Annotated in this window: 14 protein-coding genes; 7 read left to right on the plus strand and 7 right to left on the minus strand. The window is 38.5% G+C overall.

Going from position 1 to position 14,014, the window contains the following annotated elements; genetic code table 11:
• The first annotated feature begins 18 nt into the window (after positions 1-18).
• The 5 genes from PR799_RS13655 to PR799_RS13675 all read left to right on the plus strand — a co-directional run bounded on the left by PR799_RS13655 (position 19) and on the right by PR799_RS13675 (position 4,954).
• Complete coding sequence (locus PR799_RS13655; RefSeq protein ID WP_154628249.1) at positions 19-678, plus strand: fimbrial protein; 660 nt, start codon at positions 19-21, stop codon at positions 676-678.
• 35 nt (positions 679-713) lie between these two features.
• Positions 714-1,364, plus strand: coding sequence for a hypothetical protein (locus PR799_RS13660; RefSeq protein WP_272522432.1), 651 nt, complete (start codon positions 714-716; stop codon positions 1,362-1,364).
• 40 nt (positions 1,365-1,404) lie between these two features.
• The gene (locus PR799_RS13665; RefSeq protein ID WP_272522434.1) at positions 1,405-3,819 is read left to right on the plus strand and encodes a fimbria/pilus outer membrane usher protein; all 2,415 of its coding nucleotides are present in this window, start codon (positions 1,405-1,407) and stop codon (positions 3,817-3,819) included.
• A gap of 35 nt (positions 3,820-3,854) precedes the next feature.
• Complete coding sequence (locus tag PR799_RS13670; RefSeq protein ID WP_154628246.1) at positions 3,855-4,541, plus strand: fimbria/pilus chaperone family protein; 687 nt, start codon at positions 3,855-3,857, stop codon at positions 4,539-4,541.
• 71 nt (positions 4,542-4,612) lie between these two features.
• The gene (locus PR799_RS13675; protein ID WP_108479464.1) at positions 4,613-4,954 is read left to right on the plus strand and encodes a helix-turn-helix domain-containing protein; all 342 of its coding nucleotides are present in this window, start codon (positions 4,613-4,615) and stop codon (positions 4,952-4,954) included.
• A 125-nt stretch (positions 4,955-5,079) separates the two neighbouring features.
• Here the strand turns inward: PR799_RS13675 and PR799_RS13680 are convergent, their stop codons facing one another.
• The 7 genes from PR799_RS13680 to PR799_RS13710 all read right to left on the minus strand — a co-directional run bounded on the left by PR799_RS13680 (position 5,080) and on the right by PR799_RS13710 (position 12,031).
• Positions 5,080-5,895 carry a hypothetical protein gene (locus PR799_RS13680; protein ID WP_272522437.1) on the minus strand — a complete coding sequence of 272 codons (816 nt, stop codon included), beginning with the start codon at positions 5,893-5,895 and terminating at the stop codon, positions 5,080-5,082.
• A 30-nt stretch (positions 5,896-5,925) separates the two neighbouring features.
• The gene (locus PR799_RS13685; RefSeq protein WP_154628243.1) at positions 5,926-6,447 is read right to left on the minus strand and encodes a fimbrial protein; all 522 of its coding nucleotides are present in this window, start codon (positions 6,445-6,447) and stop codon (positions 5,926-5,928) included.
• A gap of 54 nt (positions 6,448-6,501) precedes the next feature.
• Complete coding sequence (locus tag PR799_RS13690; protein ID WP_272522438.1) at positions 6,502-9,129, minus strand: fimbria/pilus outer membrane usher protein; 2,628 nt, start codon at positions 9,127-9,129, stop codon at positions 6,502-6,504.
• Between the two features lie 40 nt (positions 9,130-9,169).
• A complete protein-coding gene (locus PR799_RS13695) occupies positions 9,170-9,880 on the minus strand; it encodes a fimbria/pilus periplasmic chaperone (RefSeq protein WP_154628241.1) in 711 nt (236 codons plus the stop codon).
• Between the two features lie 59 nt (positions 9,881-9,939).
• Positions 9,940-10,518: a fimbrial protein gene (locus tag PR799_RS13700; protein ID WP_272522439.1), complete on the minus strand. Its 579-nt coding sequence runs from the start codon at positions 10,516-10,518 to the stop codon at positions 9,940-9,942.
• Positions 10,519-10,610: 92 nt separating this feature from the next.
• Positions 10,611-10,910, minus strand: coding sequence for a helix-turn-helix domain-containing protein (locus tag PR799_RS13705; RefSeq protein ID WP_272522441.1), 300 nt, complete (start codon positions 10,908-10,910; stop codon positions 10,611-10,613).
• 521 nt (positions 10,911-11,431) lie between these two features.
• On the minus strand, positions 11,432-12,031 hold the full coding sequence (locus PR799_RS13710) for an FMN-dependent NADH-azoreductase (RefSeq protein ID WP_154628238.1): 600 nt from the start codon (positions 12,029-12,031) through the stop codon (positions 11,432-11,434).
• 103 nt (positions 12,032-12,134) lie between these two features.
• Between PR799_RS13710 and PR799_RS13715 the strand changes: the two genes are divergently transcribed.
• Positions 12,135-13,046 (plus strand): LysR family transcriptional regulator, encoded by a 912-nt coding sequence (locus tag PR799_RS13715; RefSeq protein WP_272522443.1) that lies wholly within the window; start codon positions 12,135-12,137, stop codon positions 13,044-13,046.
• 192 nt (positions 13,047-13,238) lie between these two features.
• Positions 13,239-13,931 (plus strand): carbohydrate-binding family 9-like protein, encoded by a 693-nt coding sequence (locus tag PR799_RS13720; RefSeq protein WP_272522444.1) that lies wholly within the window; start codon positions 13,239-13,241, stop codon positions 13,929-13,931.
• The last annotated feature ends 83 nt before the right edge of the window (positions 13,932-14,014 follow it).

Genomic DNA, 14,014 nt, shown 5'->3' on the forward strand with positions numbered 1-14,014 from the left:
TCATTATGGAACGGAACTATGATTAAAAAAATAACACCATTAATATTATCGACAGTATTAATATCTCCAGCTGTATTTGCTAATACAACTGCAAATATAAAAGTATCAGGCAAAGTTGCAATGCCAACCTGTTTAATTAATGGAAATGAACAGTCAGATGTTATTTTTGAGTTAGCAACAACATCGCCGAGATATTTGAATCAGACATCCTATACGGTATTACAGTCACCAGTTAAAAAGAATGTCACTGTGACTTGTGATGCAGAGACATATTTAACCTATCGTGCAACGGATACGTATCAAAGTACACCATGGCCTACAGCATCTGGCGATAGTTACTTTTTCATGGTGAATTCGGATAGTCCAGATAAATCCGTCGGTGCAGTGATGTTTGCTGTTTCTGATGTCACGATTGATTCTAAAACTGCTTTTATTGCAAGTGATGGTGTCGCTGCAAATAACTCTGTCATGACTAAAAAAATACTTAATGGTTTTGGTACAAAGAGCTCAACAATATTCGCCAATAAATTAACCGCAGGAAAAGTATTCTCTGCAGATTTTGTAACAACTAGCGTTTATATTAGCTCAATCAACCAATTAACGACAGCGGGTATCGATTTGACGTCTAATGTTGATTATCAAGCAGAAGCTGTGCTGGCGTTTAACTTTGGTATTTAATTAAATTCTAATGAGATGTATTTCTTGGGGAATATATGCGTTTATTTGTCACTCCAGTAACTAAAGCTACATTGTTGTTTGCATATTGTAGTCTGTTTTTTAGTGAAGCAGTTTATTCGCATACTTTTCAAAATAGAAATATTATTGAACAGGTTGAGTCACCCCCTACGTGTGAAATCGTTATCCCTGATGGCGGGCAATATCAATTTAATCAATTGCATGCTCGCCAGTTTAATGCGGTTAAAGCAACGGAAATACCGGAGATCACCAAAACATGGCAAGTGTTGTGTAATACGCCAACGCAATTGCTTGTTCAATTCTCGGATAACCGAAGTGATTCATCACAGTTGGGAAATGAAGATTATTTTGGACTAGGGAAAGTGAATAACCAAGGACGATTAGGGAATTACCAGCTGATACTTAACCAACCTAAAGTAGATGGTCAATCGGTTGGAATCGGTGCAGTGGAAGGTGCAGGGCCATTTCAGCGCATTCAAGGAGCAATATTTAAAGGGAAAAAATATGCATGGTTTACAAATGAAAACGTATTATCCAGTGGCAAAAACTTCACCGTTAATATAGCCGTTAAGCCTATCTTAAATAGCCTTAAAGAGACCAATGGTCCTATTATTGAGGCTGTGGAATTAGATGGTAGTGCAGATATTATATTTTCATTTGGAATATAGTTTTAATTCTTAGTAATTTATATTGGAAATAAAAATAACAATGAATAAGAAAAATAAATTTTCTTATTGCCAGCTATTTTTAATTTTTGTCGTACTGCATGTAAATAATTCCGATGCATCTGAATCAATAAAGAGTAATACAGGATCGTCAATTAATTTTGATATCGACTCTTTAAAATCACTAGGGTATGGGGCAGAGGTCGCTGAATTCTTTATGAAGGGTAATCAATTTTTACCCGGAAATCATGATGTCACCATAAAATTAAATGGCAGTAATGAATATACTGCGAATATTGAAATCAATGAAAACGGTGAGCTTTGCCTGACTGACGGGTTAATGAGTAAGTTGAGGCTAAAAAAAGTTAACTTAACTGACGGATGTAATACATTCGAACAAATTTACCCTGAAGCAAAAATTGCATTACATCCTAGCTCCTACCAAATAGATATGGTGGTTGCCGAAGAGAATTTAGATCCAAAGCTACAAGGTAATGAGTTAACGTACGGTGGGTTTGGTGTTGTCAGTAACTATCAATTATATGGTATGCATATTAACGGTAATTACAGCCAGCGTTTCTACCAAGGAGAGTTTGAAACAGGCATTAACTGGCAAAATTGGGTTCTACGAAATAACAGTAGCCTCTCTGCTGGAGATTCAAAATCACAATATCAATTTAATGAAACCGTACTGTCAAAAAGCATCGAACCTTTGCAGTCGTTATTAGATATTGGGCAACTTAATACGCAAGGCGCATTTTTTGGGGGAACACCGCTGGATGGTGTGCAAATTTACTCAGATAGCTCTTTGCAAGGTTCGAATATTTTAGTTGTTCCGGTGACTGGCTTTGCAAGTACACCGTCAACGGTTGAAGTTCAGCAAAATGGACGGCTGCTATATCGAACGATGGTGCCAGCGGGGCCTTTTGAGTTAAATCGTATTAATAATGTGGTGATTGGTTCGCCTCTGGACGTCACTGTTTTCCAAGATAATGGTGAAAAACAGCAGTTTCAGGTGGTGACAGCCAACCAGCAAACTGCGGTTTCACCCATGAGTTATCAATTTTCAGTGGGGCGTTATCGTAGCCAAAGTGATCTGCGAACAGATAAACCCATTATTGGCAGTGCAGAAATAAGCCAGCAATATGGCATGTCAAATTATGGCGCAGGCGTACTTTATTCAAGTCAATTTCAAGCGGTGAGTGGACGACTTAACTCTTATTTTGATTTTTCAACGCCGATTTCTACGGGGATTGGTGTTCAAAGTGCGAGAAATAATGAAAAGCGCGGGGAGCAGATCGATTTCAATAGCAATATTGCATTTGAAAAAATGACATTCGGCGCATCTGTTTTATATCGTACGAATAAGTTTCCAACCTTGGATAGTTCATTATTAAAAAAGCAACCCGCTCAGGATGAGCAAGAAAATACGAATAGATGGTTTAGTGGAGAATTACAAACTACCTCTTCGTTATTTGCAAGTTGGGGTGATGTTACATGGGGGCGCTTTAGCGCTAACGTAAACCATAATCATTTTTATGGCGATAAATCTGATACTGTTTTTTATTCAGCAGGCTATAGCCGAAAAATTGCAGATATTTCGGTGAATGTGAGTTACCAAACGGGTGATGACCGAGATAGCCGAATTTTTATTAATGCATCGATGCCGTTAGGTAAGAAAAAAAGTGTCAGTATGCAGAGCCAATATTACCAAGATAAAACCATGGTAATGGCAAATTACAATCAGCAAGTCAGCGATAATTTAAGGTATTCCGTTGGTGCTGGTCGTAATGATGGCACGAGTGTAGTGAATGGCAGTATTAATAATGCCAATGCGTATAGCAATATTTCGCTGAGCGGTTCGATGTCCCAGAATAATACGCACTCAGTCACGGTCTCTGCATCAGGCGGTATGGCGTATTCCGATGGGTTATTTGCAACGTCATCGGTGCCTATAGGTGACACCTTTGGCATTGTGTATGTGCCGGATGCCCCGGGGGTTAGAGTCAACACGATGGGCAGTGGCACTACGATAACGAATCATTTTGGTACGGCAGCGATTTCATCGTTACCAAAGAACCAAAAGTCTACGGTGCACTTAAATACAGAGAAGCTGCCCCTGAATGTGCGTTTGGATACGACGTCGTTTGACGTTGCGGCGGCGAGAGGGACTGTCATGACGAAGCGCATTCAGGCAACCACAATGCGCCAATTATTGTTGAGCATCAAAATGGCCAATGGTGATGACGTTCCTTTTGGCGCCAGTGTGCTTAATAAAAAAGGTGATTATATGGGCGTCATCATGGGGGAAGGTAATTTATTACTCAGTAATGAGCAAATTGGTGATGACATTATTTTACGCTCACCTAACTCTGATGATTGCATTATTAAATATAACGTACCGGAATTTTTTTCCGCTGAATCACTTTATGAAGAGGCAGATGCTATCTGCCAATAATCTTACTATTATTTGAATACAAGTTTGAGGTTTCAATGAAAAAGTTAATTTATATCGCATTTTTAAGTTTAATGGGCTTAATGAGTGTATCTGCAAAAGCGAGTTTCCAATTAGAAACGATGACTGTTATTTTAGATGCAGGTGAAGAGCGCAAAGTATTTAGTGTAAAAAACACATCGAAAGAACCTATCTTATTATCAACAAAAGTCTCTGATTTAGAAGGTTCTCAGCCTATGGCTAAAGATATTATGGTATCTCCGCCAATTGTTAGAATTGAACCAAATGAAAGCCAGCAAATTAATTTTGTTTTAAAGAAAGGGTTAGATTTAAAACAAGAACAGATTTTGCGTGTTTCTTTTCAAGGGGTCGGTGCCGTTAAGCAAAACTCTGCAAAAATGCCTATTCGCCAAGATGTGGCTATGCTGATTACGCCAGCAAATGGGGTATTAAGCCAAACACCTTGGAAAAATATCACCGTTAATCAAAAAAATAATCAACTAACGTTGACGAATACAGGGGATCAAGTTATTCGCTTATCACCTTCAGTCACGACATTACCGAGCAATGACGCTTATACCATTGATCAATTTTATTTAAGACCGAATGAAAGCAAAACTATTAATGTGAAAAACACAGTGCAGGAGTTAGTGATTTCCCCATTAAGTCGTTACGGTTTTAAAACTCAAAATAATGACACCATCAAGGTCACTCATAATGGATAACTTTATCTATCAGTAGGATCGAGAATTAAATCTTTAATTTAATCGTTCCGGTACAGGGAGATATATAAAATATGAAGAGCGTAGATGAAGATAGTAAACCCGAAAATCATGTTTACTCCGTAATAATCGGCAAAGAGCTGAAACGAATTCGTAAAAAGAAAGGTTTCTCGGGCTCTAAGGTAGCTAGTCAGTTAGGTATTTCACAACAGCACTATTCGCGATATGAATGTGGTAAATGCCGCATTTCTGTTGATACATTATTAAGTATTCTTTTTATTTTAGATTTTGATTTTGGGGACTTTTTTAGTGAGTTAAGGTTCCTGCTGAATAATGATTATCATGGTGAAATTCCGAACGTGAAGCTAAGTGATACACACAAGGATATTGAAAGCTATTTTGATAAAACAAGTTAGGATATCAATTTGATATTATTAATATCTTTTCTTTATTTGTTCTTTTCTGCATTCATTTTGATTGTAAATCCGCCATTAGGCGGATTTTTTTATTAATGAGTGACTAATGAAATACGAAATCAAGTTTACTGAATGGTCGTAATATATTCTGCATTCCAAATATATTCTCCTGCTTGACTTGGGCACTTTCCTTTTAAGTGAGTTTCAATCTGTTTCTCTTTTTGCTCTGCTGGCATTTGAATGACTTGGGGCTGAGTATTAAGAATACTTTGGTTATCAAGAACAATATCAAAGCCATCAGGTAAATCATGAGATTTTACGGTTAACTCCATTCTTTTACTTTGTCCCATATATCCCACAAAGCCTACCGTTAATGGAATAACCGCTTCTAGATTGTCATTGGGTGAACAAGTTTTTAAATCAACAACTGCAGGTGCACTGATATGTGGATATGCCATACTTGATGCATGTAAATTTACAATCGTATAGGTGAGAGTTGTTGGTCTAAACAGTATCTGGCCCCCGCTGTAATCATTTGTCACTATGCTACAGTATAAAATCCAGGTTTCATCATTAAACCCTGACAGGCTCGTGACATATGTAAGTCCATTAATTGAATTATCTCCCCCAAAATAATCGAGTACTGTACCACTTCCATTGAGTCTAATTTTTCCATCATTAAAGGTCTCTGCATAGACCCCTAATCCATGACTATAGAAAACGGTTTTCATTTCCTCTAAGCTTGGCCAGCATGCAGATCGTAATGGACCTGATGTACCGTCGGGATTGCTGTAATCTACTGCAAATCTAAATAATGTACTTCTATTTGCGGACGTAATTTCTTCAATATATACATCTTTAATTTCTTTTAGAATAAATGTTGTTTCCGCATAAACAGACAGCGGAAACAATGAAACAATGAAAATAAATAACTGGCGCAATGTTGTTGACCTTACTGGTTAATCTGCAATTTACATCGGTTCGATAGTGACCGTAATCTGTCCATTAACGTCACCAACAGGGGTACTTGAAGTAGAGGCTACCTGCGGAACGACAGTGATTTCAGTCTTATCCCCATCTTTGGTGCTGTCTCTTTCCAACGTTGCTGTTGTCGACGATAAATCAAGATGGTTTTCATCGAATTTTAAGCAGTAGCGCATAAAGTCAGCATCCGTTTTAATACAGGAACCATCCGCTTCATTTGCTTTGAAGGTGTATTTATATTTGTCGGTTCCTGAGCAAGTAGCGGTCAACGTGAATTTTTTAGAATAAGCGTCTAAGTCATCTCCGGTTAATTTATTATTAAATGCAGAACTCGGAATTTTATCTAAAGAAACCGTCTCGGGTGCATCAAGTGTGCAGCCTGCCAAAACAGTCGCTTTTATTTTAACTAACGCACTTGCACTTTCCGCGCTGGCTAAGTTGATATTTGCGCCACCAACACAGGTGACGACCAAAATTAATTTCACGAGTTTATTGATAATTAAATTCATATTAAGCCTGTTATTTAAATAAATGATTAAAATAGTTTTGTTATTGACCAATGGTTATTGGCAATTAACATCAAATCGAATTAATGATTGCAGATCTGCATTTTCAGGTAACGAGTATGTGGCTTGGCACTGGTTTTCATCGTCATGTCCCCATTTAGCGGTTAATTCGCCAGAGGATTCGAGCCCAGATAAATAAACCTGCCCATCATCATTCACAATTGCTGTTTGGTGGCCAATCGAAACCAAGGTGCCGAAAGGCAAGCTTTTGCCATTTTTTACGATGTGAACGAGTGCGCGAGCACCTTGGCGAGTCACAAAGTTTGCTTTGACGATAGCGCCACGAGTAGGCACCGTCGTAAGAACGCTGTTTTCAATTTCTGTTTGTTCATCTAATTCGCTGCTATCTAGTGCAATGCGATTTAAACGATATGGCGTTGCGTAAGGCTTGATGGTGTAACCGAACCAATCTGTTTTCACACCACTGGTATGTTCGACGGGAATATCGCTTGCCCCCGGTGCGGAAATTAAAATATTAGTCTCGCCAAGGGGTTGGCTAAAAATGATACCGTCAGAGTGCAGGGTTACTGCACCAGAAATACCCGTTGAAACTTTATGGTAATCCTGACCGTAGCTATAACCGATTTGAGTATTTCCATAGCCGCCTTGGTAGGCTAAGTTGATATTCCCATCATTCCCATTACTCGATGAATAGCCTTGAGCAACGTTCCAATTCAGGTTTTGCTGAGACAGTAAACTTCCGCTTAAACTGGTCTGCTGAACTAACTCTCCTTGGTTATCGTGGTTAACACTATAAGAGGCATACATTGACGGTGCTCCTTGAGGTAACCACTTCTGTAACGGGATGGATACCGTTAAGAAAACATTCCTATCCGTTGTTTTTACGTCGTATTGATCAACATTTTTATTTAATCCATACGAGAGCGTGTAATTAATATCGCCAATCTGGCTACTTAGCCCCGACTGTATGGAAACCGAACTGCCATTTCGCTCCCAAAAACTCTGGCGGACACCCGTTAAATAAATGGAACCAATCCCCGTTATCTTTTGTGAGATATTGGTCTGTATTCTTTCACGCTTATTGTCGTAAAGATTAAAATAGTCGGTATTGTTGGTTTTCAGTTGCCCATTGGTATCAAGGGTTTCATTTTGTGATAGCCAACCAGACATCCGGTTTAACGAGGTTTCTTGTAGGGTATAGTAGCCTCGGGTTGAGTAGCGATACCCTGTGAGTTGGAGATTCGTGCCGGTTTCAGGGAAAGCTCGTGCGTATAGAAATCGTAGTGACTGTCCTTGATAGCGGCTCCCATCGGTTAATTGGCTATTAGCATGGGTAATATCTGCTGAAAATGCCCCCCATGTCCCTAAGTTAAAGCCGGTACCGACCGCTCCTGCCAGATAATTTTTGGCATATTGAACGCCGCCATAGAGCGTGGTTAATGAAGATGCTCCCCAGATAAGCGTTGTTTCTCCAAATTGAGTCGTATCATAGTGGCTGTTATCTGAGCGAAACTCACCGGCTGTCAGGCTATAACTCATTCGACCTTCTCGTAATAACACGGGAACAGAGGAATAGGGCACGATAAATGATTGAATATCGCCATTAGCTTCAAGAATACTGACTTGCAAGTCACCACTCGAACTCATGGCGTTTAAGTCGGTAATAGCAAACTCACCAGGTGCGACATTAGCTTGGTAAATTAAATAATCATTTTGGCGAATTTCAATGGTCGCATTACTGTTTGCTACACCACGGATAATCGGCGAAAACCCTTGTTGACTTGACGGATACATACTTTCGTCCGTTCGCAATTGTGCGCCACGAAACGTCAGTGAATCGAAAACGGTGTTATTGGTTGAACTGTCCCCTAATACTAAGCGGCTTCGCCAAGGGATGATCCCTCGCTCGATATAGCTGTTGAGATGTTGCCAGTTATTTTCTTGATTATGTTTGCTTTTATAGCTGGTCCATGTGCGGTTATCACGGTATCTCCAGCTCCCTAAATTGACGCCATTTCTTAGATTCAAGTAGATGTTTTTACTAAAATCGTGCTGATATTGGTTATCTGTGACACCTAATGTATAGCTGGTAAATAATGCATTAATTCCTTCATCCCATTGGTTAGTTGGAATTTCATCTTTGGCTAAATTATTTAACGCTATCTGCGGAATACTGATATTTAATTTCATTTTCGGAAAATCAAATTCAGTGCTCGCATTAGGGATCAATTGCGCTAAAGGAATACATTGATGGTTGTCCGATTGCAGCAATGGAAGGCTATCAATATTGACTCCCAGCTCAGCCAGTTCATGCGACGTTAGCAGTGGAATTAACCCTGTTTGGTCCACGACGAATTTGGGTAATTGCTCATCTTGCTGTTGGCAATCTTGTGCTTTGATAAAGGTAATATTTCTTCTGTACTTGAGATTGCCATTCAATGAAACATCTACATCATAGGTTCCTGGTAATTGTGAACCTTGGCTTGCGAAAGTACTTAAATCAGCAATATGCTCTGAATCGATAGAGATCAAAGAAGGTGGAAAATAGTAATTTTCTCCCTCTTGGGCATGAATGCTTGGTATGACAAAAAGGCAGATAAATAAGTATGAGGGTCTCAAATGGTTATTGATGATTTTTTTGTATTTTTTTAGTGAAACGAACATAGAAAACCTTATTCCCATTTGAAATAAAATAGATTAATTCTTAATTGAAAATGGCGGGTTTTGGCGAAGTGATCCCACCAAAGTCATTAATTGAACTAAACATCAGTTTACTGGTGTCAAATCCTGCTGGTGCATTAACCTCAATATGACTAAATGGCGCGATCATCGTTGATGGTAATTCATTATTTCCTGAACGAAGGTCAGTTAAGGTCATGTAATACGGTGATGGATTTGATATTTTAATTTTCTGCTTATCAATCTTGCCAAATCGGATAAGGTTTTCAGCTTCCTTTGGTGTGATTTTTAATCCTTTTGGTCTAACAAAAAGTTTAACTCGAGTTACAGCAGCAAGGATTAATGCATTCTTATCAGCTAATTCATTTCGATCAATGGATGGAATGGCTTTTACATTAAAATAAAATAGTGATTCTTTATCTTTCGCTAATTGCTCGCCTGCATACACTAATCGAATGGTGTTTTCATTTCTTGGTGCGCTAGTAAATAATGGTGGCGTAGAAATAAAATCGCTTATTTTATTTCCTTTGGCATCCTCAATCCAAGTTTGAACTAGAAAAGCTGATTTATCTGAGGTATTTCGAATACCCGTAGTAATTTGCTTACTTTCTTGTGGATAAATAATTCGGGTGCTATCAAGTGTAATTCCACCCGCCAAACAAAGTGAAGAAAAACCAAAATAGAATAGCGAAACCAGCCATTGATAATAATGACTTGCTTTAGGTAACGAAAACATAAAAACTCCGGATATAAATAATGCGCACCCGCTATGACACGGGTGCTAAGACAGAAATATTACTGATAAGTAATAGTGAAATCGGCAGATGCGTTAGCAGAACCCGCAGTCACTTTATCCGCTAATGCGATGTACTGTGCTTGGAAGCGTAATGTGCTATCACCTTCATTCATCTTAATAATGTCAGTTGCTTTCAGTCCATCAACGTTGACTAATTTACTGTTTTGTAAAATTTGGATACCTACGCCAGTTGCAGTTGTTTGTCCACTTTGTGAGGCTACTGGAGCAAGGATTTTCTCTTCGTCAGGAACGGTAATACCCGCGAACGTCAGAGAGACATTTTTGAATGTTTCAGTTGCACATCCAGTTAATTTAATATCAAAACCAACAGGTGATGACACAGAGTCTTTACCATTAAAACCATCTTGGCGGTATTGACCTAAATTAACTGTTTGTGAAGCATCATCATTGTCAATAACGCAAGGGGTATTCACAATAGTACCCGCAAAATTAACAACGCCACCACCGACAGTAACAGGAGCTAATTCTTCTGGAGCACCAGGACCTTCTTCTGCAAATACATTTGCAGATAAAGCTAGAGAAATAGGCAATGCGATAGCGATTAACTTAAGTTTCATTATATTACTTTCCATTAGATAAGGTTTTAAAAGGATTTATTTCTTGTTTGGTGCTTGCATTAAAAATAAAGCATGCACTCCGAAAAATACATTTATGTATTTTTGAGATTGCCTACATGAATTACACCATCAGTTTCTAGCTCATCAATTAGTAAATTGAAAAGTCTATTTTGTTCTGGCTTTATTACCTTGCTACTGAATTCATCGAAGGGGATATTTAATGCATTTAAAAGTCTTAAAATATTCTCAATACTTAATGTTGATATTCCTCTTTCATATCTTGATATTTGTTGCTGACTGACTGATATTAAGGATGCTAATTCTTTTTCAGATAACCCTTTGCTTATCCGTGCATTTCTAATAAATCTTCCTGTTTTTTCATTTAGTTTCATTATATTGATAATTAGTTAATTACCTAGATTGGTTAAATATGATTTGTATGATTGGATGATTTCAAAACGAGGCGAATTGTAGATAGGTTAAATAATGATGTAAATACTCAAAATATGATGAAATATAATGTTACATTCAAATGAAATAAAAAACTTAGAATATCTGCCAGAAAATTACTCTTTTTATGAGTTAAATCTTAAGTTAAATAAAAGAATTTTTTGATAATGACGTAGATCAATAAATAAAATCTATTTATTAATCCTTAAATGAAACAAAATGATACAATATATAATATTTGCTTTCATTTCGCGCTTTCGATTACTCAATATGAGAGTTATTATGGTTTGCTGTATTGCTGTGCAGTCTATTTTTATAAAGAAATAAGCTATTCAAATATTAATTAATACAATGCATTAGCTGACAATTAACAGTTGTAAGTAAGTATTGTTCGTTAATTAAATGAAAACAAAATCCCCACGAATTAAATAATGTAGCGTGGGGATTTATTTAATTATGAAACTTAATTATGAATGAGAAGCATTAATTGTTGTTTAGCTTTGGCGAGTCCTGCCTCATAACCTTCGGGTTTCATATCTAAACCTTCTGCGTAGATAAACTGAACATCGTTAATACCCATTAACCCTAATACAGAGTTTAAATAAGGCGTAATCGCATCGGTCTCTTGCCCGTAATGAATACCGCCTCGAGCACTAAACACCAGCGCTTTGACATTTTCCACTAACCCCAGTGGGTAGGTTGCGGTATAGCGAAAAGTTTCTCTAGCACGAACGACTAAATCAAACCAATTTTTCAATTCAGTTGGCACATTGAGATTGTACATTGGCGCACCAAGGAGAAGTAAGTCACTCTCTTTAAGCTCTGCAATCAGTTGATCAGAAAGCTCTGCTGTATTTTTTAAATCAGGGTTGCTAATTTCCGCGCCTCTTAATGCTGCGAAACGGGCTTGATTGAGAACGGGTAATGGGTTTTCTGCCACATCACGCTCGATAACACAGTCTTGATAGCCTTGGGCTTTACGTTCATCCAGATATTGTTGAATTAAGGTATTGGTTTGCGATTGTGCACCGTTAATACTGGATTTGATAACTAAAATTTTCATGGAATTGTTCCTTATCAACTTAGGATGTGGCCAGTATATCTGGCTTGATAAGTTGACAATGAGTGATATTCTTTCCTTATATTGTTTCCAATTGAGCACCAATATGAACAAGTTAGATTTGAACTGTTTACCTATTTTTATTGCTGTGGTTGAAAGCGGAAATTTTACCGCAGCATCTGAGCGGCTACATGTAACACGTTCAGCAGTGAGCAAAAGTATTTCACGTTTAGAAAATAGCCTAGGCGTTGCACTGTTTCAGCGTACTACCCGTCAACAAGCATTAACGGATGATGGAATGGTGCTTTATGAATATGCGAGCCATGCGTTGAATTCTCTGCAAGAAGCGTCAAACTTCTTGGAAAGTGGTAAACGTAATGTCGAAGGGAAAGTCTGCATTACCGCGCCTCGGCTATTGGGAAACTTATATGTTATCCCGCTACTGATTGAGTTAATGAATCTTTACCCTAAATTGGAGATTGAGACGTTATTGAATGACCGGAATGTGGATTTACAGCAAGAAGGGGTTCATGTTGCAGTGCGGGTGGGGCAGCTGACTGATTCAAACCAGTTAATTGCACGCGAAATTGGCCACCATAAAATGATTTTTTGTGCCTCACCCGATTATTTAACGGCAAATGGTACACCGACAGTACTTTCAGAATTAGAAAAGCATCAACTTATCGCTTACACACAAGGCGGTCACATTTTACCTTGGCAAGTGCATGATCAAGCTCAGCAAGAGCACCGTTATTTACCCACCAGTAAATTGGTTATGGACGATATGCAAACAATTATGTTGGCGACTATTCAAGGGGCGGGAATTGCGTATTTACCGCAGTGGTTGGTGCAAGAAAAAATAGACTCAGGGCAGCTTGTTGAGGTTTTATCTTACTATCAAAGTGCTCGTTACCCAATTTCTGTCGTGTGGGTCGCAACGTCCTTTTTACCGCTAAAAATAAGAGTAGTTATCGATGCGATGCGTGAAAAGTTAGCCTTAAGTCTAAGGTCAGAATAGCGAAATTATAAACAGTGAGCCTCTTCACAATGTGAGGGTTTTTATTGAACATGCCTTGCTCTTGGTGAAATTTTAATTCTATATTTGTTATATGTTATGAAATTTTATTTCTTAAATAATCATAACGATTCCTTTATAAAAAACACCATGATGTTATTCGCACATTATAAAACCGATAAAGTGAGGCAAGGCATGAAATTAACGACCCTATTTGCAGCAACAACCTTGTTAGTGACCGCCAGCGTGGCGGCAAAAGAGTACCCCATTCATCATACTGTGCAGATTAATTCCCTTGAAGATGCTCAAAAAGCAGCGGTTTGGGAGCAGGCTGAAGTGCTCACTGACTTTATCTATCCGTGGGAAAATGAGACACCACCAAAAACCGATTTCCGTGCATTATGGAGCGACAATGCGCTCTATTTTCGCTTTATTGCGGATGATAAAGACATTCAGCTAGGCAAAGACGCTGATAAAGATCAGGCGGTATTGGACTCAGATCGCGTTGAATTATTCTTTGCAACCAGCCCTGAATTAAAACCGTATTACACGGCTGAAATGGATCCATCAGGTCGTACATTTGATGCGAAAGCCAATTTTTACCGTGAAGTCGATCCAAGCTGGAATTGGCAAACACTGAAAACGGTTGGACAAATTACCCCTGAAGGTTATGTGTTAACGGGGAAAATCGATATGGATGAATTCACTAAACTGAATCTTTGGCAAGATAATGACAAGAAAACCTTGATGTGTGCCATTCTACGCGGCGAGTTTAGTGCCGGTGAACCTAAGCAAGTGCGTAAGTGGATCAGTTGGATCAAGCCAAATTCAGTAAAACCAGACTTCCATATCCCTTCCGCTTTCGGAAGCTGTAAGCTCGTCAAATAATCCTCATCCGGTGGCAGCCTTAAACGGTTTATAACGTTGCCACCGATTCTTTCACTCTTTTTCATGTTGTTGTTGTGAGGCCA

This window comes from Providencia sp. PROV202 (assembly GCF_028479565.1).
Taxonomy (GTDB): Bacteria; Pseudomonadota; Gammaproteobacteria; order Enterobacterales; family Enterobacteriaceae; genus Providencia; species Providencia zhijiangensis.

What these genes read in the sequence shown, in the direction of transcription:
- PR799_RS13715 (WP_272522443.1), top strand. Translation starts at nt 12,135, where the DNA reads ATGAACAAGTTAGATTTGAACTGTTTACCTATTTTTATTGCTGTGGTT.
- PR799_RS13695 (WP_154628241.1), bottom strand. Translation starts at nt 9,880, where the DNA reads ATGTTTTCGTTACCTAAAGCAAGTCATTATTATCAATGGCTGGTTTCG.
- PR799_RS13690 (WP_272522438.1), bottom strand. Translation starts at nt 9,129, where the DNA reads ATGTTCGTTTCACTAAAAAAATACAAAAAAATCATCAATAACCATTTG.
- PR799_RS13685 (WP_154628243.1), bottom strand. Translation starts at nt 6,447, where the DNA reads ATGAATTTAATTATCAATAAACTCGTGAAATTAATTTTGGTCGTCACC.
- PR799_RS13670 (WP_154628246.1), top strand. Translation starts at nt 3,855, where the DNA reads ATGAAAAAGTTAATTTATATCGCATTTTTAAGTTTAATGGGCTTAATG.
- PR799_RS13710 (WP_154628238.1), bottom strand. Translation starts at nt 12,031, where the DNA reads ATGAAAATTTTAGTTATCAAATCCAGTATTAACGGTGCACAATCGCAA.
- PR799_RS13655 (WP_154628249.1), top strand. Translation starts at nt 19, where the DNA reads ATGATTAAAAAAATAACACCATTAATATTATCGACAGTATTAATATCT.
- PR799_RS13675 (WP_108479464.1), top strand. Translation starts at nt 4,613, where the DNA reads ATGAAGAGCGTAGATGAAGATAGTAAACCCGAAAATCATGTTTACTCC.
- PR799_RS13705 (WP_272522441.1), bottom strand. Translation starts at nt 10,910, where the DNA reads ATGAAACTAAATGAAAAAACAGGAAGATTTATTAGAAATGCACGGATA.
- PR799_RS13700 (WP_272522439.1), bottom strand. Translation starts at nt 10,518, where the DNA reads ATGAAACTTAAGTTAATCGCTATCGCATTGCCTATTTCTCTAGCTTTA.
- PR799_RS13660 (WP_272522432.1), top strand. Translation starts at nt 714, where the DNA reads ATGCGTTTATTTGTCACTCCAGTAACTAAAGCTACATTGTTGTTTGCA.
- PR799_RS13720 (WP_272522444.1), top strand. Translation starts at nt 13,239, where the DNA reads ATGAAATTAACGACCCTATTTGCAGCAACAACCTTGTTAGTGACCGCC.
- PR799_RS13665 (WP_272522434.1), top strand. Translation starts at nt 1,405, where the DNA reads ATGAATAAGAAAAATAAATTTTCTTATTGCCAGCTATTTTTAATTTTT.